The sequence below is a fragment of the Bacteroidota bacterium genome (assembly GCA_016720935.1).
Classification (GTDB): Bacteria; Bacteroidota; Bacteroidia; order AKYH767-A; family 2013-40CM-41-45; genus JADKJP01.
In genome coordinates this window covers 390,417-411,879 of record JADKJP010000002.1, presented here as the reverse complement: position 1 = coordinate 411,879, position 21,463 = coordinate 390,417, and the positions used below count along the sequence as shown (strand labels likewise).

Annotated in this window: 21 protein-coding genes; 13 read left to right on the top strand and 8 right to left on the bottom strand. The window is 42.2% G+C overall.

The window, feature by feature from the left end; all coding sequences use genetic code 11:
* Window positions 1-70: 70 nt before the first annotated feature.
* From IPP86_01880 to IPP86_01865, 4 genes are all read right to left on the bottom strand, one after another.
* A complete protein-coding gene (locus tag IPP86_01880; GenBank protein ID MBL0137263.1) occupies window positions 71-493 on the bottom strand; it encodes a four helix bundle protein in 423 nt (140 codons plus the stop codon).
* 216 nt (window positions 494-709) lie between these two features.
* Window positions 710-2,179, bottom strand: coding sequence for a CoA-acylating methylmalonate-semialdehyde dehydrogenase (locus tag IPP86_01875; protein ID MBL0137262.1), 1,470 nt, complete (start codon window positions 2,177-2,179; stop codon window positions 710-712).
* A 289-nt stretch (window positions 2,180-2,468) separates the two neighbouring features.
* The gene (locus IPP86_01870) at window positions 2,469-2,906 is read right to left on the bottom strand and encodes a nucleoside deaminase (GenBank protein MBL0137261.1); all 438 of its coding nucleotides are present in this window, start codon (window positions 2,904-2,906) and stop codon (window positions 2,469-2,471) included.
* A 308-nt stretch (window positions 2,907-3,214) separates the two neighbouring features.
* Complete coding sequence (locus tag IPP86_01865) at window positions 3,215-5,041, bottom strand: ABC transporter ATP-binding protein (GenBank protein ID MBL0137260.1); 1,827 nt, start codon at window positions 5,039-5,041, stop codon at window positions 3,215-3,217.
* A 376-nt stretch (window positions 5,042-5,417) separates the two neighbouring features.
* Between IPP86_01865 and IPP86_01860 the strand changes: the two genes are divergently transcribed.
* The 10 genes from IPP86_01860 (at window position 5,418) to IPP86_01815 (ending at window position 14,200) form a co-directional block, all read left to right on the top strand.
* Window positions 5,418-6,074 carry a transposase gene (locus tag IPP86_01860; GenBank protein ID MBL0137259.1) on the top strand — a complete coding sequence of 219 codons (657 nt, stop codon included), beginning with the start codon at window positions 5,418-5,420 and terminating at the stop codon, window positions 6,072-6,074.
* Window positions 6,075-6,266: 192 nt separating this feature from the next.
* Window positions 6,267-6,647 carry a 30S ribosome-binding factor RbfA gene (rbfA, locus tag IPP86_01855; GenBank protein MBL0137258.1) on the top strand — a complete coding sequence of 127 codons (381 nt, stop codon included), beginning with the start codon at window positions 6,267-6,269 and terminating at the stop codon, window positions 6,645-6,647.
* Window positions 6,648-6,693: 46 nt separating this feature from the next.
* Window positions 6,694-7,500, top strand: a complete 807-nt coding sequence (locus IPP86_01850; protein ID MBL0137257.1) for a class I SAM-dependent methyltransferase — start codon at window positions 6,694-6,696, stop codon at window positions 7,498-7,500.
* Window positions 7,501-7,605: 105 nt separating this feature from the next.
* Complete coding sequence (locus tag IPP86_01845; GenBank protein ID MBL0137256.1) at window positions 7,606-8,844, top strand: ABC transporter permease; 1,239 nt, start codon at window positions 7,606-7,608, stop codon at window positions 8,842-8,844.
* Between the two features lie 195 nt (window positions 8,845-9,039).
* On the top strand, window positions 9,040-10,062 hold the full coding sequence (locus IPP86_01840; protein ID MBL0137255.1) for a hypothetical protein: 1,023 nt from the start codon (window positions 9,040-9,042) through the stop codon (window positions 10,060-10,062).
* Between the two features lie 310 nt (window positions 10,063-10,372).
* Window positions 10,373-11,173 carry a GNAT family N-acetyltransferase gene (locus IPP86_01835; protein ID MBL0137254.1) on the top strand — a complete coding sequence of 267 codons (801 nt, stop codon included), beginning with the start codon at window positions 10,373-10,375 and terminating at the stop codon, window positions 11,171-11,173.
* 118 nt (window positions 11,174-11,291) lie between these two features.
* Window positions 11,292-11,852, top strand: a complete 561-nt coding sequence (locus tag IPP86_01830; GenBank protein MBL0137253.1) for a pyridoxamine 5'-phosphate oxidase family protein — start codon at window positions 11,292-11,294, stop codon at window positions 11,850-11,852.
* Between the two features lie 90 nt (window positions 11,853-11,942).
* Window positions 11,943-13,187, top strand: a complete 1,245-nt coding sequence (locus IPP86_01825) for a DUF2029 domain-containing protein (GenBank protein MBL0137252.1) — start codon at window positions 11,943-11,945, stop codon at window positions 13,185-13,187.
* Between the two features lie 84 nt (window positions 13,188-13,271).
* Window positions 13,272-13,613, top strand: coding sequence for an MmcQ/YjbR family DNA-binding protein (locus IPP86_01820; protein MBL0137251.1), 342 nt, complete (start codon window positions 13,272-13,274; stop codon window positions 13,611-13,613).
* Window positions 13,614-13,624: 11 nt separating this feature from the next.
* Window positions 13,625-14,200 carry a GNAT family N-acetyltransferase gene (locus tag IPP86_01815; GenBank protein ID MBL0137250.1) on the top strand — a complete coding sequence of 192 codons (576 nt, stop codon included), beginning with the start codon at window positions 13,625-13,627 and terminating at the stop codon, window positions 14,198-14,200.
* On the opposite strand, the gene IPP86_01810 is transcribed toward IPP86_01815, so the two are convergent.
* The 3 genes from IPP86_01810 to IPP86_01800 all read right to left on the bottom strand — a co-directional run bounded on the left by IPP86_01810 (window position 14,181) and on the right by IPP86_01800 (window position 18,541).
* Window positions 14,181-16,463, bottom strand: a complete 2,283-nt coding sequence (locus IPP86_01810) for a carbohydrate binding family 9 domain-containing protein (GenBank protein ID MBL0137249.1) — start codon at window positions 16,461-16,463, stop codon at window positions 14,181-14,183. The two genes, IPP86_01815 and IPP86_01810, sit on opposite strands and share 20 nt — an antisense overlap.
* A gap of 244 nt (window positions 16,464-16,707) precedes the next feature.
* The gene (gene pheS / locus IPP86_01805) at window positions 16,708-17,742 is read right to left on the bottom strand and encodes a phenylalanine--tRNA ligase subunit alpha (protein MBL0137248.1); all 1,035 of its coding nucleotides are present in this window, start codon (window positions 17,740-17,742) and stop codon (window positions 16,708-16,710) included.
* A 118-nt stretch (window positions 17,743-17,860) separates the two neighbouring features.
* Window positions 17,861-18,541 carry a peptidylprolyl isomerase gene (locus IPP86_01800; protein MBL0137247.1) on the bottom strand — a complete coding sequence of 227 codons (681 nt, stop codon included), beginning with the start codon at window positions 18,539-18,541 and terminating at the stop codon, window positions 17,861-17,863.
* Between the two features lie 57 nt (window positions 18,542-18,598).
* Between IPP86_01800 and IPP86_01795 the strand changes: the two genes are divergently transcribed.
* Complete coding sequence (locus IPP86_01795; GenBank protein MBL0137246.1) at window positions 18,599-18,961, top strand: hypothetical protein; 363 nt, start codon at window positions 18,599-18,601, stop codon at window positions 18,959-18,961.
* Between the two features lie 174 nt (window positions 18,962-19,135).
* On the opposite strand, the gene IPP86_01790 is transcribed toward IPP86_01795, so the two are convergent.
* A complete protein-coding gene (locus IPP86_01790) occupies window positions 19,136-19,489 on the bottom strand; it encodes a hypothetical protein (protein ID MBL0137245.1) in 354 nt (117 codons plus the stop codon).
* 74 nt (window positions 19,490-19,563) lie between these two features.
* Between IPP86_01790 and IPP86_01785 the strand changes: the two genes are divergently transcribed.
* A complete protein-coding gene (locus IPP86_01785; protein MBL0137244.1) occupies window positions 19,564-20,709 on the top strand; it encodes a VWA domain-containing protein in 1,146 nt (381 codons plus the stop codon).
* Between the two features lies 1 nt (window position 20,710).
* Window positions 20,711-21,430 carry a TerB family tellurite resistance protein gene (locus IPP86_01780; protein MBL0137243.1) on the top strand — a complete coding sequence of 240 codons (720 nt, stop codon included), beginning with the start codon at window positions 20,711-20,713 and terminating at the stop codon, window positions 21,428-21,430.
* Window positions 21,431-21,463: the final 33 nt, after the last annotated feature.

The following is a 21,463-nucleotide window of genomic DNA, read 5'->3' as shown; positions in this document are numbered from 1 at the left end:
GTTATTGGGTTATTAACTACTGCCTCAAATAACTTAATAACTTAATAACCTATTAACTTAATAGCTCTAGTTAGTTTTTCAAACCATATTCGATATCGAGATCGGTTAAATAATTTTTAGCCCCTGAACTTTGAGATTTAGCTTTTTGAAGGTAGTTAATATATCCATTCAGAATCTTCAGATTTTTTGCAAATAATAATTTGCTATGATTAAATTTCTCCTGATCAATATATTTTTCATCAAGTGCTATAATCAAATGGTCAAGAGTTTCATGTAAGGAACCTCGCGCTTGTCGACAATATTGAATATTTTCCTGAAAATGATATCTCCCGAAACCCTCTGCTATATTATTTCCAACAGATCGCACAGAACGGGTGATCTGATCGCACAGTTTATATCTTTCGTGAGAAGGGAATGTGACTATCAACTCCGAAATATAAATCCGAAATTCTCTAGCGACTTTCCATGCTTCTAATTCCTCAAAAGTATTCATAGTGAGTGAATGGTGAACAGTGAATGGTGAAGAGTATCCTCCATATATTAACAAGAATTGACAATTAATTAAGCAAAAACGTTGGTGCAATAACTTAATAACTTAATAGTGAATGGTGAAGAGTGAATGGCATCATCCGTAAAGGGTATTAGACAATAAATTAAGTAACCCGTTGGCTCAATAACTTAATAACTAATTAACCTAATAACTAAATTCTCAGCTCATCCAGTTTGTTTTCGCTTCAGCATTCCATTTGACGGAAGTCTTTTTGAGTTTGGTCCAGAATTCGATGGAACTTTTTCCGGTGATGTCGTTAACACCGAATTTACTTTCATTCCATCCACCGAAACTAAAAGGTTCACGCGGAACCGGAACACCGATATTGATACCGATCATTCCCGCGCTGGCACGTTCCATCACCTGACGGGCAAGACCGCCGCTTTGCGTAAAGACGGATGCCGCGTTCCCGTAATTCGAACTGTTCTCAATCGCGATTGCTTCGTCAAGATCTTTCGCGCGGATGATGGCGAGTACCGGTCCGAAGACTTCCTCTTTTGCTATTGCCATATCCGGAGTAACGAAGTCGATGACCGTTGGTCCTACATAGAACCCTTCTTCTTTGCCTTGTACTTTCCAGTTTCTTCCGTCCACAAGAATTTTTGCTCCTGCTTTTTCGGCTTCAGTAATGTATTTTTCAATGCGTTCTTTCGCGGCTTTGCTGATTACTGAACCAAGATTTTTTCCCGGAACAATTTTCTTCGCTTCGTCGCAGATTTTTGCAATGATGGTATCAATATTTCCAACGGCTACCATTGCGGATGCCGCCATACAACGCTGTCCGGCACAACCCGACATGGAAGCCGTAACATTGCTGGCCGTCATTTCCTGGTGAGCATCCGGAAGTACGATGAGATGATTTTTCGCTCCGCCAAGTGCCACACAACGTTTCAGATTGGATGTAGCTCTGCGGTAAACAATTTTTGCCACTTTGGTAGAACCTACAAATGAAACAGCTTCGATATCTGGGTGATCGCAAATCGCTTCGACAATTTCTTTGTCGCCATTTACGACGTTAAAAACTCCATCAGGTAATCCGGCTTCCTTCAACAGTTCCGCGATTCGGTTTGCCGACATGGGAACTTGTTCAGATGGTTTCAGGATCATACAGTTTCCGAGAGCGATAGCATTCGGAATGGTCCAGTGTGGAACCATGTTTGGAAAATTGAATGGAGCGATCGAAGCGACAACCCCGAGTGGTTTGTGCTCAACGCGACATTCCACTCCACGGCTCACTTCGAGTAATTCTCCGGAGATCAATTGTGGTAAAGAACATGCAAATTCCGTAAGCTCAATGCTTTTTTCTACTTCAGCAATTGACTCATCGAGAGTTTTGCCATTTTCTTCCTGCACCATGCGTGCAAGTTCCTGCATGTTTTTTTCCAACAGCGTTTTGTAGCGGTAAAAAACCTGTACGCGTTCTTTTATGGGCATAGCCGACCATGCCGGAAATGCGGCTTTGGCGGCTTTAACTGCTTCGTCAAGATCCTGAGCCGATGAAAGCGGAACACTGGAAATTACTTTTCCTGTAGACGGACTGATAACTTCCATCTGGCTTTTGCCGTTCTGAATGAATTTTCCGGCTACATAATTTTTAACTGCGGGGTACTTTTGGGTAGTGGTTTCCATTTTATTTTGGATGGTGATTAACTGGTAAATATAGGAATTCTTTAGGGACGGGGGACGGGGGACGGGGGACTAGGGACGGGCAGAGTTACTAATTTATGGTTGTTGGTATTTGGGATTGGTATGTGAATGAATCAGGTCTGGCTTTGCACCGAGCAACTTATACAAAGAATTCGTTGTTGGTTCTTCGTTGTTGGGCCGGGCGTGCAATTGAATCGGACACTTTCCTTTTACTTCGTATTCGGCCCATTGTACCTAATACTTTATACTTTATACTTCATACCTGATACCGTCACTCCCCAATATCCTCGTTCCACAATTCTGGTTTGTCGCGGATGAAATTTTCCATTAGCTCAATACATTCAGCATTGTCGAGATTGATGACTTCCACTCCATGATCGCGCATGAATTGTTCGGCTCCGGGAAATGTACGGGATTCGCCGACAATTACTTTTTTTATTCCGAACTGAACAACGGCTCCGGCACAGAGGTAACAAGGCATCAAAGTGCTATACAGAACCGCGCCTTTGTAATTCCCCACTCTTCCCGCATTTCGCAAACAATCAATTTCCGCATGAGTCATCGGATCGTTTTTCTGGACGCGTTGATTGTGTCCACGGCCCAGAATTTTTCCGTCACGAACCATTACTGAACCAATAGGAATACCGCCTTCTTTGAGACCTTGGCGGGCTTCTTCTATAGCGGCATTTATGAAAGGATCTGAGGTCATTGTTATTGAGTTATTAAGTTATTAAGTTATTAAGTTATTAAACAAACGGGTTAGAGGATTGCGGGTGATGTCTGTAAGAAATGTGTTATTGGGTTATTGGGATATTGAGTTATTGAGTTATTGAGTTATTGGGTTATTGAGCTCACGAAGAAATAGGATTTCAAGTGATGTATGTGAAAATTTTGTAGTGAAAAAATAATTTTCTAATTCAAAGAAAAGAAATCGATTACCATGTTTAATGTGTATCGAGATTAATTATTCAACCCATTAGCTCTAATAACTCAATAACCTAATAACCCAATAACAATTTACACAAAAGTCTGCAAATCGTATAGCTTCTTATACACTCCGCCATTCTGGAGAAGTTCAAAGTGCTTGCCTCTTTCCAGGATTTCTCCTTTTTGCATCACAATAATTTCATCTGCATGCTGAATGGTAGATAGTCGATGTGCGATGACCAGAGTTGTTCTGTTTTGCATCAGATGTGTGAGCGCGTCTTGTACGAGACGTTCACTTTCGGTGTCCAATGCTGAGGTAGCTTCATCAAGAATCAGGATTGGAGGATTTTTAAGAACTGCACGCGCGATGCTGATCCGCTGACGCTGTCCTCCACTCATTTTTCCTCCACGGTCACCGATGTTGGTTTGGTAACCATCCGGCATTTGCATGATGAAGTCGTGTGCATTGGCAATTTTCGCTGCAGCGATGACATCTTCCTCCTTCACATTCGGCATTCCAAAAGCGATGTTGTTCAACACTGTATCATTAAACAGAATACTCTCCTGAGTCACGATGCCCATTAGTCCGCGCAGATCGGCAAGTTTGTAGTCTTTGATATTTTCTCCGTCGATCAGGATTTCTCCTTCTTCAAGATCGTAAAAACGTGGCAGTAAATCGGCCAATGTTGTCTTCCCTGATCCGCTTTGTCCGACGAGGGCGATAGTTTTTCCCTTTTCAATTTTGAGATTCACATTGTGCAATACCCAACCGGTACCACCTTTGTGATAAGCGAAAGACACATCGCGGTATTCAACCGAATGATTGAAATCACTGATCTGCAAAGCGTGTTCCTTGTCGCGGATGGTCACTTCCGCATAGAGAATTTTATTGATCCGATCCACTGAAGCCAGACCTCTTTGAACATTGGAATAAGCTTCTGTAAAAGATTTTGCAGGTGGAATGAGTTGTGAAAAGATGACGATGAAGGCGATAAACATGGCAGGTTCCAGTCTGGAGCTTCCGTCGAGAACAAGCTTTCCTCCGAAATAGATCACCACCACCATCACAATTGCCCCGAGGAATTCACTCAGTGGAGAACTCAGATCACGTTTGCGGTAGAGACGCGTCATAAGACGACGGTATTCGTCATTTATTTTCCCGAATTTCTCCATCGAAAAAAGTTCGGATGTAAATGCTTTGATGATACGCATCCCGCTCAGCGTTTCCTCGATTGTCGAAAGGAGAACACCCATTTTTGCCTGAGACTTTGCGGAAGTACGACGCAAACTTTTTCCAATTTGTCCGATGAGCAAACCGGCGATCGGCAGAAGCACGAAAACGAAAATCGAAAGCTGTGGGGAGATCGTAATCATGGTACCGAGGAAGAGCAGAATGGTGAGCGGTTCCCGGAATATTACTTCCAGAGACTGCATGATGCTCCATTCAATTTCCTGCACGTCGCTGGTCATGCGGGAAATGAGGTCGCCTTTTCGTTCGTCAGAGAAATAGCTGAGTGGCAGGTAAAGCACTTTTTCGTACATCCCGTTTCGCAAATCGCGTACGACACCATTACGGATCGGAGCGATAAAATACATAGCGAGGTATCGGAAGAAATTTTTGAGAAAGAAAAGCACGATCACCAGCACACAAATCAGGATGAGTGCTTCCATTTTACCATTGGCGACAATGTATTCACTCAGGTAATAATTGAAATTCGCGAAAAGCACTTTTGGCGAGAGCGACCAGGGTTCCTGGTGAAATTCGGTACTCTGACTAAATAACACATTCAGGAATGGAATCACCATGGTTAGCGAAACCAGCGAAAAAATCACCGAAAGCATGTTAAAAAGGATGTTCAGCAGTGCATATCCCTTGTAGGATTTCACATAGCGGAGCAGGCGGAAATAGTTCTTCACGTTACAAATATACCTTTTTCGGGCAGGAAACGAATGGTTTTGGGAAAGCCTGCGAGGCTCGGGGAGTCGGGCCACGGGAGTCGGGATCAACAATCCAGTCTACCGATTCCAGATTCCAGACTCCAGACTTCAGATTACAAATTCAAAATAACGGTTTCCAATAAAATAAGTATCCCAATTAAAAACACTGCACCTAAGTGTATAGTTAATGTCCAATAGCACTAAACGGTTTGAAAATTATTTCTCAGAAATTTATTTCAATTCCTTTGCGGACATCTTCATTTTAGGATTGAAAACCTGCGTCGTCTCATTCATATTTATTTAATAAAAAATGTAATGGGAGTTTTCATCCAATAGAAATTCAATCGAAATTTTTATGTCCGAAAAATTCCGAAACAAATACCGCAGCGAATCGGCGCGTTTAAAAAATTGGGATTACGGTAGCAATGGTGCATATTTTATCACGATCTGCACGAAGAACAGGGAACATTTTTTTGGTGAAATTGATCCGGAGACCCAAACCATGCAATTAAATCAAATCGGAAAATTGGCGGAACAATTTTGGTTGGAAATTCCGGTTCATTTTCCATTTGTTGAATTGGGGGAATTTGTCGTGATGCCAAATCATACGCATGGGGTTTTGATTATTGATAAAAACGAAACCAATGGTTTTGGTAACGACGGTAAATTGGGATATTCAAATACCGATCGGAATGTTGGGGATGATATTGTAGGGACGCGATTAATCGCGTCCCTACAATATCATCCCCAACATCAAACGAATTCCGAATCAACCAAAAAAATCGGTGGTATCACAGGCGATAAAAATCCAATGATCCACAATAATATTTCCCGAATCATTCGATGGTATAAAGGACGATCCACGTTTGAAATGCGTAAAATCAACCCCCATTTCGCCTGGCAACCCCGATTTCATGATCATATTATCCGGAATCAATTTGCGTTTGACCGCATCCAAAAATACATCGCAAACAATCCGTTGAATTGGAAGGAGGATCGGTTTGGGAAATGATCTGATTTATTGGTTCACTTTGTTATTCCAATCATTTTTGGAACCAGGCCTCTTTTGTATCAGGGAAAAATTAAATGAAGTTCAAGAAAATGCTTCATTTCATCTAAATATCACCTTTTTTCATCCTCACAAGCACATCAGGGCCGACAATTCATGAGGGAATTACGGCAGAAAAACCTACCTTCGCGGACCATGGATTCGACGAGACAACAGAAATATGCCAGGCTGATACAGAAGGAGATCGGGGAGATCTTCCAACGTGATGGCTATAATTTTTATGGTAAGGCATTTGTCACCGTAATGGGGGCAAAAGTGAGTCCGGATCTGAGCGTTGCAAGCATTTACCTCAGCATTTTCGGAGCAAAAGACAACCAGGCAGTAATTGATCAGATCGACAGCCATAACAAGGAAATCCGTAAACGATTGGGAACAAGTATCCGCCATCAGGCCAGGATCATTCCACAACTCCGGTTTTTCCTGGATAGCTCCCTCGATGAAGTAGATAAGATTGAGAAACTGTTGAGAGAAAGCCGTGGCGAAAAACCGGCCGGAGATGAAGGCGAGGCAAAATAAATCAGAGAAAAAAATCAAGCAAAGGCGCTGAGGGCGCTAAGATTCTATGCAATACGATCCGATTAAACGTTCTCTTGGGAACATCTTTAATAAAACCCCTTTTTTAAGAAAAGTTTTTTACGGTCTCCTTGACCTCTTGCTGCTTCGCGCATGGCATGTGCACAAAGAACTTCGCGGATGGATTAAAACAGCAAAGCCCGATTCCAATATTCTTGATGCAGGAGCGGGTTTTGGTCAGTATACTTATTGGCTCAGTCAGAAAAATCCAAACTGGAACATTCTTGCGATGGATGTGAAAGAGGAACAAGTAGCAGACTGCAACAAATTTTTTCAGCAGATCGGTTCTTCAAAAGTAAAATTTGAAGTCGGCGATCTTACCAATTTCACTCACCCCAACAAATATGATCTGGTCGTTTGTGTCGATGTGATGGAACACATTCTCGAAGATGTTCAGGTGTTTAAAAACTATGTTGCTTCTATGAAACCGGGAGCCATGCTGCTCATATCCACTCCTTCTGATCAAGGTGGTAGTGATGTTCATGGTGATGACGAAAGCTCTTTCATCGAAGAACATGTACGCGACGGCTACAACATTCAGGAAATACAGGACAAACTCAAAGGCGCCGGCTTTTCAAAAGTGGAAGCTCGCTATCAGTATGGTGCTCCGGGAAAAATCGCATGGAGACTTTCCATGAAATATCCGATTGTGATGCTGGGCAAAACAAAACTGTTTTTTATCCTGCTGCCTTTCTACTATATCATCGCATACCCGATTTCTTATGTTCTAAACTGGATGGATGTGAATGGAAACCATCCGACAGGAACCGGACTGATAGTGAAGGCCTGGAAGTGATAGGATTGTTGATTGTAGATTTTAGATTGTTGATTGAATAGGCCTGTTTGTTACATCATTTGCAGGCTATGTTTGTGAGAAATCATTTTGTGTACTTTAGCCATCGTGAATCTCCCATTCTTCATCGCCAAACGGTATTTTGTAAGTAAAAAATCACAGCGTGCGATTAATATCATTTCCATGATATCCGCGACGGGTGTGATGATCGGCACCGCCGCATTGATTATTGTTTTGTCGGTGTTCAATGGCTTTGAAACACTGATTCTTCGTCTTTACAATTCTTTTGAACCGGATCTGAAAATTTCCGTCGCACATGGAAAATCATTTTCCCTTGAAAATTTTCCACTGCAAAAACTGGAACAAATCAACGGTGTCGCCTACGTAACCAAAGTCGTCGAAGAAAATGCCCTCGTCAAATACCGCGACAAACAATACATCATCACCATCAAAGGAGTAAGTGATGAATTTCAAAAAATGACCGGTATCGACAGTATGCTTGCTGATGGACAATTCCTCCTGCAACGCGGAGATACCGATTACGCTGTTGTCGGCGGAGGAATCGCGTATAATCTCCAGCTGAATATCCATGACATTTTCTCCCAGCTCGAAATCTATGCTCCACGAAAATCAGCATCGAGCCTGGTTAATCCGGAAGAAGCTTTTAACCGTCGCTATCTGAGCGCAAGCGGAGTGTTTTCAGTACAACAGGAATTTGATACGAAATACATCATCGTTCCGCTACGCTTCGCGAATGAAATTCTCGAGTATAATGACAGGCTTACCGGACTGGAAGTCGGTCTTAAAAAGAATGCCAATACTGAAGAAATACAAAACCAGGTGGCGGCACTCACAGGATCTTCTTTCGTGGTAAAAAACAGATACCAGCAACACGAGTTGATCTATAAAATTATGAAGTCGGAAAAGTGGGCTGTGTTTTTAATCCTGACATTCATCCTGATCATCGCGACATTCAATGTCATCAGTTCGCTGACGATGCTGGTGATCGAAAAGAAAAAAGATATTTCCATTTTACACAGCATGGGTGCCGACAGCCGGTTGCTCAGAAGAATTTTTCTTACCGAAGGTTTATTCATCACCGGAATCGGTGCAGGTATCGGTTTGGCGCTTGGATTTATTATCTGTTTTCTACAGCAGCAGTTTAGTTTGATCAAACTTGGTAATGGCGGATCCTTTGTGATTGACGCATATCCGATACACATGCAGGCACTCGATTTTGTATATGTATTGCTGACGGTATTTATGATTGGGCTAATCGCAGCATGGTATCCAAGCCAGCGACTAATCGGCAAAACAGAGATTATCTCTGCAATGAAAGAGAATTAAAATCATTATTATTTCCTCAGTAATTCTGGAGCAATTCCAGATTGCTTTTTTCATCTTGGATTTTTTCCGAAAATGATTGTGTTGTATCCCTGCCAGATTTTTTTCCGCCGACAAAATGCGTTTGTTCGCCTACTATTCAGTTTCTTTATCTGGATAGCATTTACATTTGATTTCATCAAAAAATAAATCTTTAAAATGGATAAAAGAGAATTTCTACGAACCATCAGTCTTGCAGGTGTGGCTTCTATTCTTCCTTTTGGAAAAAGTCTTGCCGGAGGCAGCAGGCCACAACAAAGTGGCGGATGTGTATTAATTCCATCGGAGACAGCCGGTCCTTATCCAATTGATCTCAGTACAAATGCTGCGATGTTTCGAAATGACATTCGCGAAACAGAGGTAGGCATGATTCACAAAATCCGCCTGCGTATAGTCGGTACTGGAAATTGTCTACCTATGCCCAATCTCAGGGTTGATATCTGGCATTGCAATGTGGATGGTTATTATTCCGGTTATACAGTGAACGGACATCTCGGAAATCAGAATCATGTAGGCGAAACTTTTTGCCGGGGAATTCAGATGACTGATGTAAACGGAGAAGTTGAATTCACAACCATATTCCCGGGCTGGTATCCGGGGCGGATCAGTCACGTACACTTTCAGATCTTTTTAAATTCAGTATTGCAGGTTACTTCACAATTGACTTATCCTCTCGCCGAAAAAAATCAGATCTATACTACTGTCGCTCCGTACACAACCTGGGGCGCGGATCCTGTTGCATTCAATCAGGATAATGTTTTCGCGGATGGATACATCAATCAACTTGCGACACTCACTCCCAACGCGACAACAGGCGGATGGGACAGCTTCCTTGAAGTAGGCATTAATGGAAATGGTGTTTCTACCGGTATGTTATCCATGGAACCTGAAACAGGTGGGTTCTTTAAACTTGGTCAGAATTTTCCAAACCCTTACCGAGAAGAAACCGTGATCCCGTTTACACTCAAACTTCCTTCTGATGTGAAAATTGAACTGTGGGATCTTACAGGTAAAAAAGTAGCGACTATCAATCGTCCGGGTATGAATGCCGGTGATCAGCAAATAAATATTAATCCGGCTTCTCTTGGTCTCGCTTCCGCGAATTACGTTTATCAGTTGGAAGTCACCAATTACCAGGGCAGTTTCCGTCAATGTAAAATGATGTCGGCTGAAAAACAATAGTTCGGGTTATTCATTTATAGTTAGTTTCATGTTGATTGTTGCGGATTGAATTCATCGATGGAATAATTTTCCTTCAATAATTCAATCCGTTTTTTTGTACATACTTAACAGTCATGGAACACAAAGTGCACAACGAATGCACAATGAGGACAAAGAGTTTGTGAGTTAAAATTTGTGATGGAATTATTAAGACATGTTAATGTCTCCACAAAATTTTCAAGATCTCGGGATTAATTTTTTTGTTTTGTTAAAGACTGAGGGAATTCAATCTTTTTGTATAATTTTTCATCCGAAAGAACGTTTGCGGATCATGAAATTTGAAGACTTTACACTGAATGACCTGGAGCATTTGCCATCACTGGAGCCACCGAACTGGGGCAGCCTTTCTCCAAGATTTACGCGTTTTGTTCAATCAGATCATTGCTCACCAGTTAAACTCACGCTGAACAGTACGACCATAGGGATTGGAACAACAATCCGTCATGAAGACACCGCCTGGCTCGCCTGTATTATTGTTCATCCGGATCATCGCAACAAAGGTTTAGGTAAATTGATTACCGAATATTTGATCGACAGTCTCGACCGAAATCGTTTTCAGAGTATTTATCTGATTGCTACAGAACTTGGTTATCCTGTTTATAAAAAATTGGGTTTTGAATTGGAAAAAGAATATGTCCATCTGAAAACAGAAGAGGAACTCCCGGAATCTGAACTTTCCCCCGACATCATTTCATACAAAGAAGCATTTCGCGAGGAGGTAATGAAATTGGATGCTTCCATTACAGGAGAAAATCGTATCAACTCTTTAAAAGATCATCTTAAAACTTCCTTACTTTTTATTGAAGATGGTGTTGTGAGCGGCTATTATCTTCCATCGCTTGGAGAAGGACATATACTCGCATCAACTACACAAGCAGGAACAGCTTTGATGAAAGCCCGTTTACAGAATTCTAAAATCGCCATTTTCCCTTCTGATAACAATGTTGCAAATGATCTTGCCAAGGAAATGGGATTCAAACAATACACAATTTCAAGAAGGATGGTTCTGGGAAAAAAGAAGGAATGGAACTCCTTAAATATGTATAACCGGATCGGTGGACACCTGGGCTAATGCTTCACAGAATAATTCATTTACCAGTTCGGAAGTCTGAATTTATAATGCCAATTCATGTTGTAATTCAACAATAAGAAGCTTCTGGTTATCAATTCTGTCATTTAACAATCAAATCATGGGAAAATTTTATCCGGGCATTCAGGAAGCCCACAAGGAATTTATCCAGAAACAACATTTGTTCTTTGTCGCTACGGCTCCTTTGAGTGAAAACGGTCGCGTGAATGTTTCGCCGAAAGGACTGGATTGTTTCAGGATTCTTCCGGATGGACGGGTCGGTTACATGGATCTGATCAGCAGCGGAAACGAAACCTCCGCGCATACTCTTGAAAATGGAAGGATCACTTTGATGTTCTGTTCTTTTGAAGGAGCACCCAATATCCTTCGCTTGTATGGAAAAGGCTTTACGGTTTTGCCGGGATCTGAGGATTGGAAAAAATATTCGGAGCATTTTACAATTTATCCAAGTACCCGGCAATTGGTGCTTGCGGACATAGATATCGTACAAACATCCTGCGGTTTTGGTGTACCATTGTTCTCCTTTGAAGGAAACAGAGAAATCCATTTTGACTGGGCAGAAAAGAAAGGAGCTGATGGCTTACACGAATACATGCTTGAGAAAAATTCTACCAGTCTGGATGGAATGCCAACACCTCTTGGTTTGAAGGAAAAGAAATAGTTTCGAATTTCCTGACTGAAAGAAAAGCGCTTATCTTTATCCTGATGAGATAATCTGTATTATTTTCATGCTCGTCTAAGCATTCTATTCATGTTACGAAAGTCCGGCCTGTATTTACTTGGAATTATTATACTGGCCTATTTTGTAAAGCTGGCAATGGGCGATGGAGATTTTAAAGTTTTCCTCGAAGCAGCCAAACTCGTCAAATCCGGAGAAGATCCTTATCAGAAATGGATTTTTATAAAAGAAGGACATTCCTGTCTTTACTTTTATAGTCCGTTTTTCTCATTGTTACTGATTCCATTTTCTTATTTGCCAAATATAGTTCCGAACCTATTATGGCTGCTCTTCAATTCCTGGTGCATTTATAGGATTGCAAAATTGCTGGTTCATTACATTGATACCGAGATTTTATCCACCCGACAATTACAATGGATACTTGCACTTACCCTGCTTTTGAATTTACGGTTCATCCTCTACAACTTCACACTTATCCAGGTTACTTTGTTTTTAGTCTGGGGGATGTTGGAAAGCTTGCGTCTGTTTCGTGAGGGCAAATTCTGGTATGGAGGAATGCTCCTCGCGCTCGTCATCAATATCAAAATTTTACCAATTGTACTTCTCCCCTATTTGATATACCGAAAGGAATTCAAAGGAGCCGGCATCACGCTGTTCTTTTTATGCATCTACTTTTTACTTCCGGCAATTTTTGTCGGATGGGATTTTAATATGACTTTACATCTCAGCTGGTGGGGAACAATCAATCCTTCCAACCAGGAGCACTTGATCGAAGCCGGACTTGGTCCGCATAGTCTAACGGCATTGATTCCGGTTTTACTCACTCCTAGCACAGGTGAAATTCCGAACGTACGCAATATCATCAACCTCGATCCTGCAACAGCGATTCTGATCATGAATGTAAGTCGACTTTTACTCGTCGTTTTAACACTCCTTGTTTTAAAACTCCCAATGTTTACCAAAGTAAAATCTAAACCGGACGAACTCCGTGAAATCGCGTATATCTTTTTGATCGTTCCTTTAATTTTTCCTCATCAGCAAAAATATGCTTTCGTGTTTCTGATTCCGGCAATCTTTTATGTCGCCACCTACATGGTAAGCTTGTACGAATTGAAAGACCCAAGGCACAACAGGAAATTTAACTACTTGCTGATTCTTAGTATTATCTTTTTTATACTCACGACACTCACAACCGATGGATTAATTGGAAAACAATTAAACCAGCTTTCACAACATTTCAAACTGGTTACGTACGGAACTCTTTTTCTTGTCTGGATTTTACTCTTGTGCAAACCTGAGAAATTATATCAGAAGTAAAAGAGGCTGAAATTCACTTTACCTTGGTGAAATCAAAGCCTGACCAAACATTCAATTCACATATCTTGCATTAAATTTTTCGAAATGGTTTCCCTTGAATTCGTAAGAGAATTTGCATTGTCATTTGAAGAAACGGACGAGCATGCTCATTTTGAAGTAACCTCGTTCCGGGTGAAGAAGAAAATCTTCGCGACCATGAACAAAGAGCACAATCGTGCCTGTCTACGCTTTAATGAAATAGATCAAAATGTATTTTGCTCCATTGATCCGAAAATTATTTATCCGGTGCCTAACAAATGGGGAAAATATGGCTGGACATTGGTGGATTTGAAAAAAGTACGTAAGTCATTGTTCAAAGATGCAATGACACGAGCCTATTGTACAGTTGCCCCGAAACTTCTAGCCGCAAAATACGAGCAGGAATAAATGCAGAAAAAATGAATTCACTAGAATTGAATTTCACACCTTTCCCGGAATTAAAAACGGAACGACTCGTGCTTCGCCGCATTCTTATGGAAGATGCGCAAGCACTTTTTGAAATGCGTTCCGATGAAAGAGTGATGCAATTTCTCGACCGACCACGTGCAAAAAGTATTGCTGACGCGGAAAATCTCATTCGTTTGATTGACCATGACATTGAAAATAATATTGGGATTACCTGGGGCGTATCCTTAACCGGAACTTCCCGCTTAATTGGCACCATGGGTTTTTGGAATATCACCAAAGCGCATTTTCGTGCGGAAATTGGTTACCTCCTGCATCCCGATTTTCAAGGCAAAGGTTTGATGATAGAATCCGCTAAGAAGACTATCAATTTTGGTTTCCGTGAAATGGGATTACATTCCATTGAAGCAAATATTAATCCTAATAATCTCCGGTCTGCAAAAATGCTCGAGAAGTGTGGATTTGTAAAAGAAGCACACTTCCGCGAAAATTATTATTACGATGGAAAATTTCTGGATTCGGTGATTTATTCGCTGCTCAACAATCCGCTTAAACACCAATCGTCTTGATGAATTTCACAGTGATGGCCTGCTCTTTTATCAGCTCTTTGTGCGGCTCAAAAATATCACGACGCATGTTCAGGCCCTGATTGAACACAATATACAGATCCGTTCCCTCTTTTGGATTGTAGCGGATCCGGAGATTGCTGCTTATTTCTTTTGAAATATCTTCATGCTGTGTGAATAATTTCACTGAAAATTTTGAAGACAAATAATAAGACAAACTTAACCGAACAAGATTTGTTTCAAACAATCCATTTCCAAGGGAAGAAAATTCATCCGGAAACTGAATGTGATTGAACTCATAATCGATACCGGCAAGAAGATGGCTGGAAAAATTATATTGTACAGAAGGAGAAATTGAAATCCGTTTCCCGCTGTAAAATCTGCCGTAAGTTGCACCAATACTACCATTCAGGTTATTCTTCTTGGGACCTGTCAGATCCATGGTCGAAGAGATCATGTTGTACAAACCCGGCTGAATGGTAATGCTTTTACCCAGACCGAATTGGTCAAAAATCCGGTCCTCAAGAAATGAATAGGGTGTGATCACCAGTTCCGCGCCGCTTTTCCAGATGATATCAGCCTGCACATTTACATAACGCGTTTCTGTAAAACCGGAAATCGCTTTGGCTTTGTAATTGGTATTTGTACTCAGGGCGATGTACTGAATTTTGCTTGCGTCATTCGCTTTGATTTGATTGCCTACTCCTACATTCGCGTTCCACAAATCATTTTCAGGAGCGAAGCCCATGGCTGGATTAAAATCCTCGCCGATAAAATCTCCCTGTAAAGAATAGTACCATCCTTCTCTGGCGTTTCTGAACAATGCCAGTTCATAGTGCATCGGTGAAGAAAAAAAATTCTTTCCACTCGGAGTGAATTTCAGATTTTCAAACGTCCCCACCATTCCTCCTACCAACACAACCTGTCGGTTCAGAAACTGAACGACATCCCAACCTATAGTTTGTCCGGATGCTTGTCCGGCATTTGTATTGAGACGATTGGTGATGATCCCTCCGATAAAACTTCCATACTTGTCCACATCCTTTCTTGTTCTGAAAACAAAAAAATTGTGCGGATCAATTCCGGCTTCTGAAATTCCTTTCGTTTGCATTTCAAGAAATCCCATTTGCCAGCCGCGACTCTTGCCTGTGATGCGTGCTCCGGTTACGATTGGAACTACCTGGTTATTTTCTCTTCCGATACTTCGGGAAATGAACATTTGCGTTCCGGAAGCAAAACTGTATCCGAGATAATTTCTCGACTCCAGGAAAAATCCTCTTTTCTCAGGAAGATTCACTTCGTATTTACTCAGGTTGATGATGCGGTTATCTACTTCCGCCTGGGCGAAATCGGTATTCACTGTAAAATCCAGCGTGAAATTTTTACTCAATCCGTATTTTACATCCGCCCCGATATTGCTGATGATTTTGTCAACGGTTTCGTCCGACGCGAATTTTTTTCTGGGCATAAACTCGCGTGTCGTTTCATAGGCAGTGCCGTTGCTGTTGAGCTGGCTACTCTCCTGATAACCCGCGATTGCATACGGAATAATATAAAATGGCTTGTGCGTCTTTAATGCCGTAAATTCCATTTCCCTTGCAAGCGATACCTTGAAATAAGGATTGCTGATCTTTACATCACATTTTGGATAAATCAGGTATTCGTTTTTTCGTTTGATCAGACGCACAAAACGGAAACCCATTTTAACAACATCCTTGCTTTGAAACCGCAGAGAAGAAAATGGAATTTTAAATTCCATGGTATAACCCAGGGAATCTACATGTGAAACAGCGTCCCAGAATGTATTGTAGTTTTCATTCTCATTTCCGCCGTCGCTGGTGAACTCTTCATCCCAACGTGCGCCAAGTGTATTGGAAGTAAAAACCAATCCTGAACTTTTATCATTGTATGTATCTACGATAAAAGCGATACCGTCGTCTTTGTTGATATCGTAATCTCGTTCCAGACCATATCGCAGAATCTTCGACGGATCCCTGTCGAATGCACGAACACCCACATAAAGGTATTCGTCATTGTACATGATATAGCAGTTCGTTTGCTCTGTCGGGATAGCGCCGGCATAAGGATCTTCCTGCATGAAATCATCAATCAACTCAGCTTTGCTCCAGTCCGGTTCTTCCAACTTTCCATCCAGCTGAATATCCTGTTGTATCCTCAACGGCCGATACGGCGCTTCCTGTGCCTTTGCAAAGTAAGCCGTCACGCAGAGCAGAAATAGGATGAGCAGGGGTTGGAGGCGGAGCATACTTTGGTTGTTAGTTAGTGGTTAGTGCTTGGTGCTTAGTGGTTGGTGCTTGGTGGTTAGTGATTAGTGGTTAGAATTAATTTGTACACTACACCATTTGATGCAATCATACATATATAACTCCCTTCTGTTCAGGGAATAGTGTTGTTAAATTGATTTGATTTTACAAAAGAATAAAATAATGGTCTTGTCATTTATTGATAAATGAACATCTCTAAACTAAGCACTAACCACTAATCACTACCTATGCTTCCGCCTTAAACTGTGCAAGAAAGCGAACATCGTTCTCAGAGAAGAGGCGCAGGTCTTTTACGCTGTAAAGCAACATGGCAATTCGCTCGATGCCCATACCGAAAGCATAGCCGGTGTATTTCTCCGGATCGATATTGCAATTTTTTAAAACATTCGGGTCAACCATACCGCAGCCCATGATCTCGAGCCAGCCCGTGTATTTGCATACATTGCAACCTTTGCCTTTACAGATACTGCAGGTTACATCCATTTCCGCGGATGGTTCGGTGAATGGAAAATAAGAAGGACGCAAACGAATTTCTGTTCCTTCTCCGAACATTTCCTTCGCGAAATAAAGCAGCGTTTGTTTCATGTCCGCGAAAGAAACACCTTCATCGATATACAAACCTTCAACCTGATGAAAGAAACAATGCGCGCGCGCGGAGATGGCTTCGTTTCTGTAAACGCGTCCGGGCGCGAGAATGCGGATAGGAGGCTTTGTAGTCTCCATCACTCTCACCTGCACAGATGAAGTATGTGTACGGAGGGCGACAGAATCACTTCCGTCTTTTTGTTCGATGAAAAATGTATCCTGCATATCACGCGCAGGGTGATTCTCCGGAAAATTCAGAGCGGTAAAATTATGCCAGTCGTCTTCTATCTCCGGACCGTCAGCAACAGTAAAACCAATACGTTTGAAAATATCAAGAATCTTGTTTCTTGCAAGAGATATCGGATGCCGTGAACCCAGTGCATGCGGCTCCGAAGGAAGCGTCAGATCAATATCCGAAGCACCACCCGAATCCGCGGCATCTTCAAGAGCGGATTGAAAAACACTTAACTTTTCTTCCGCTTTTACTTTCAGTTCATTCACCAGTTGTCCGAATGACTTCCTTTGTTCCGGCTGAATGTTTTTCATCTCCGCGAAAAGATCCGTGAGGATTCCTTTTTTAGAAAGGTATTTAATACGGAAAGCCTCCAACTGCTCCTTGGTGGCAGCAGTGTAGGATTCTACTTCGGCGATGAGGGATTTTATTTTTTCTTGCATAGCTTTTTTAGGGACGAGAGGCGGGGGATGAGGAATTGTAGATTGTTGATTGTTGATTGTAGATTTATTGTTGATTGGAATTAAATCAGCAATCTAAAATCTACAATCACAAATCCCCTCACTGAACTACTTTCATATACATCCTTACATCCTGAACCGGGCGATCGCCGGGGGCTGTTTGGACGGCGGCAATTTTGTCGATGACATCGAGACCTTCGATGACTTCACCAAACACCGTATAGTTATGATCTAGAAATGGAGTTCCGCCTAATGTCATGTAAATATTTTTTTGCGCGTCATTCAGTTTGATGTGTCTTTGCATTTCCATCATGTTTAATTGCTCAGGAGTGTAAGCTTGTCCCTGTACAATATAAAACTGGCAACCACTGGAAGCCTTCTCCGGATTTTCTGTTCGAGCAGCGCAGAGTGTTCCTTTTTTATGGAAAATGGAATCCACAAATTCAGCAGGGACAGTATATCCGACATCACCATTTCCGAGCATCACTCCCGGTTGAGCATTCTTTGACAAAGGGTCTCCACCCTGGATCATAAAGCCTTTTATCACACGGTGAAAAAGCAGACTGTCATAAAAACCTGCCTGCACCAGTTTGATAAAATTATCCCTGTGCTGAGGTGTCGCATTGTACAATTTCACCTTCATAACACCGAAATCAGTCGTGATTTCTACAATTCGATCAATAGTAGCCGTGTCTTTTTGCACGATTGTCGAATCCGGATGCGCGGATGTAAATTTTACCGCGATCAAAATGAGCGTAAGAAAAAGTATGGATTTCTTCATTTTTTCTGCTATTTTTGTAGTACGTTGGGCTGAGCCCACAATATTAACCAAAATCAGATGAATAAAGAAAGAAGCGGTCTCATAACAGGCTTGGTCATGGTTTGCTTGTTTTGTACGATGACATTTTTGTCCTGTAAAAAAGATGGTCCTACCCGGGCCATCGTTACTGTTTTGGATTCTTTATCACGTCCGGTCCAGGCAGCAAGTGTTACCCTCTGGCAGGATACAGCAGTGAATTCCACCAATGGTGTGAAAGCCAATGTCCGTGTAACCAAACCCAGCGACGCCGCCGGCAAAGCCGAATTCGATTTTGAACAGGAAGCTTTTCTCAATTATCTCGTTGTTAAAAATGCCGACACAGCAAGAGGATTTATCCGTCTTAAAGAACATGAGACGGTTAATGAGACAGCTAGACTCTGAGTCGGTTGTTAAAAGGCAAAAGGCAAAATTCAAAAGGCAAAATTCAGAAGGCAAATTTGGGCGTAAGTGGGCAGCGATTCATTAATGCTGCGTCCCCCGTCCCTCGTCCCCCGTCCCTCCAACAAAAATCCAGCGCCCAATTAATTTCCTCAATTTCAAACAAATAGAGCGCCCCTACGCTATCCCTGCCTCCTCAAAATAATCTACAATCGCCTGTTTGAGCAAAAGATCCTGCTCGCGGAGTGTTAAGGGTGGAAGTTTTTGGCTCAGTTGCCAGTCGGGCCAGCCATTTTCGTCGGCACCTTTTAGTTCATAATAACCAAACTGACTCAGGAGTTTACAGGTGGCAATGTGCATCAAATCCTGTTTTTCATCCTTACTATATTTCTGAGGACCTTGTCCCAATTCCTGCACACCGATCAGAAAAAGCAATGCCTGAAGATCCGGTTCTTCGCCAAAGCGATCGGCTAAAAGACGGAGAAGTCGCTCCCATTTTTCCTTTAAAAGCTGCAAATCAAGTGCATCCATATACTCGCAAAGGTATCCACAATTTTCGGCGTTTGCTACCTTTGCAGCCCACTTGAAGGCTTATTTGAAAACGCGTGCGGCAGAAACAACTTTTCAGGATTTTCTTATTCCTGCTCATTTTTACTTTCAGCAAACAAACGACTGTCAGAGCTCAGCAATCGACAGGACAAACCGTTGATGTTGTTTTTTGTCTGGACCTCAGCAGCAGCGCGAACGGACTTATCGATCATTTGCGAAACCATCTCTGGGATTACTGGTATTTCTTTTCGCGTTGTCAGCCTGTACCCAATTACCGGATCGGTGTTGTGGCTTACTCCCGTTTCAGTTATGGGAAATCGAATGGTTATGCAAAAATGATCAAAGACCTCGGAACAGATTTCGAACCGCTCAGCAATATTTTGTACAAAATTCCGTCTCGTATAGAAAAGGGTGATCAATATGTCGGCTCCGCTTTGAGTACTTGTCTGAAAAAAATTTCCTGGTCAAAAGACCCCGACGCGATAAAAATAATTTTCCTGGTCGGCAATGGTGATGTAACGCTCGGCGCGGAGAACATCGACCGCACCATGGAAAAACTGAGCGCGCAGGGTGTGATCATCTATCCGATTTATTGCACTGTTCCAGGAGAACGAAAAACCGTGAGACAATGGCAGCGCATCGCGGAGAACAGCGGAGGAAAACTAAGCACCATTTCCATCCGCAATAAATATTTTGATCAGCTGAATGGTTTTGACATCAAAAAGTTCAGGACACTGAACAGGAAGTTCAATAATACCTATCTCTATTACGGACAAGGAGGATTCAAACGCTGGAGGATGCTGAACGACGAAGACAATCATGTTTACATTACCAATACCGAAGGCTATCGTTACAGAGCATTGTACAAGATCTCCGATGATTATCAGAAAAAAAACGCTTCCTGGGATCTCGTCGATTTGTATTACAAGAATCCTGTCGCCTTTATGGATGTAGATCGCAAAACGTTGAATGATACCTGCAAGAAGATGAAAAGCGATCAGTTGAAAGCGTATATCATTTATAAAAAATACGAGCGCAAAAAACTCAGCGCGATGATTGCGGACATGATCGCGGAAAAAGAGATGAAGGACAAAGCCGATGGCAAGATCCATGAGAAGACCATGGGTACGCTCGATATTATTTCCATCCGAACACTGCGGGAGTTATTGCAGGCAAAACAAATTAACTGTCCGACGAATTAACATGTCAACCTGGAACAAATGGATTTTTGGCGGCCTCGGCTGGGCACTTGGCGGGCCCATCGGAGGAATTATAGGTTTCGCATTGGGAGCAATTTCTGAAGAAGGTCAGAAAACGTACACCACGAGCGGACGAAATATTCTCCCGAACGATTTCAGTGCCGCGCTGCTGGTGCTTTGTGCCGCGGTGATGAAAGCCGATCAGAAGGTGATGCGTTCGGAGCTCGATTTTGTAAAAAACTTTTTCTCCCGTCAGTTTGGCGAAGCGCACACACGTGAGCGCATGATTCTTTTTCGCGAGATCCTGAACCAGGAAATCGAAATCGGTCCGGTATGCGCGCAGGTGAGACAGTTTGTCGATCCTTCGGCACGTTTACAATTGTTGCATTTGCTTTTCGGTCTGGCCAATTCCGACGGAGGCGTGAGCGAGCCCGAGCTTGCTGTCATCGGACAAATCGCGGTATTGATAGGCATCGGACAAAAAGATTTCGAAAGCATGAAAGCGATGTTCATCAAGGACACCGATTCCGCTTACAAAATTCTCGAGATCGAAAAATCCACGAGCGATGAAGAAGTAAAAAAAGCCTACAGGAAAATGGCGATGAAATATCATCCCGACAAAGTCCACCACCTCGGTCCCGAATACGCCAAAGACGCGCAGGAGAAATTCAAAAAGATTAATGAGGCGTATGAGTCGGTTAAGAGGGAACGCGGACTTGTTTAGTGCTTAGTGCTTAGTGGTTGGTGCTTAGTAGTT

Coding starts and splice junctions, on each gene's coding strand:
- IPP86_01880 (MBL0137263.1), bottom strand. CDS start 493: ATGAATACTTTTGAGGAATTAGAAGCATGGAAAGTCGCTAGAGAATTT.
- IPP86_01875 (MBL0137262.1), bottom strand. CDS start 2,179: ATGGAAACCACTACCCAAAAGTACCCCGCAGTTAAAAATTATGTAGCC.
- IPP86_01870 (MBL0137261.1), bottom strand. CDS start 2,906: ATGACCTCAGATCCTTTCATAAATGCCGCTATAGAAGAAGCCCGCCAA.
- IPP86_01860 (MBL0137259.1), top strand. CDS start 5,418: ATGTCCGAAAAATTCCGAAACAAATACCGCAGCGAATCGGCGCGTTTA.
- rbfA (MBL0137258.1), top strand. CDS start 6,267: ATGGATTCGACGAGACAACAGAAATATGCCAGGCTGATACAGAAGGAG.
- IPP86_01850 (MBL0137257.1), top strand. CDS start 6,694: ATGCAATACGATCCGATTAAACGTTCTCTTGGGAACATCTTTAATAAA.
- IPP86_01840 (MBL0137255.1), top strand. CDS start 9,040: ATGGATAAAAGAGAATTTCTACGAACCATCAGTCTTGCAGGTGTGGCT.
- IPP86_01835 (MBL0137254.1), top strand. CDS start 10,373: ATGAAATTTGAAGACTTTACACTGAATGACCTGGAGCATTTGCCATCA.
- IPP86_01830 (MBL0137253.1), top strand. CDS start 11,292: ATGGGAAAATTTTATCCGGGCATTCAGGAAGCCCACAAGGAATTTATC.
- IPP86_01825 (MBL0137252.1), top strand. CDS start 11,943: ATGTTACGAAAGTCCGGCCTGTATTTACTTGGAATTATTATACTGGCC.
- IPP86_01820 (MBL0137251.1), top strand. CDS start 13,272: ATGGTTTCCCTTGAATTCGTAAGAGAATTTGCATTGTCATTTGAAGAA.
- IPP86_01815 (MBL0137250.1), top strand. CDS start 13,625: ATGAATTCACTAGAATTGAATTTCACACCTTTCCCGGAATTAAAAACG.
- IPP86_01810 (MBL0137249.1), bottom strand. CDS start 16,463: ATGCTCCGCCTCCAACCCCTGCTCATCCTATTTCTGCTCTGCGTGACG.
- pheS (MBL0137248.1), bottom strand. CDS start 17,742: ATGCAAGAAAAAATAAAATCCCTCATCGCCGAAGTAGAATCCTACACT.
- IPP86_01800 (MBL0137247.1), bottom strand. CDS start 18,541: ATGAAGAAATCCATACTTTTTCTTACGCTCATTTTGATCGCGGTAAAA.
- IPP86_01795 (MBL0137246.1), top strand. CDS start 18,599: ATGAATAAAGAAAGAAGCGGTCTCATAACAGGCTTGGTCATGGTTTGC.
- IPP86_01790 (MBL0137245.1), bottom strand. CDS start 19,489: ATGGATGCACTTGATTTGCAGCTTTTAAAGGAAAAATGGGAGCGACTT.
- IPP86_01780 (MBL0137243.1), top strand. CDS start 20,711: ATGTCAACCTGGAACAAATGGATTTTTGGCGGCCTCGGCTGGGCACTT.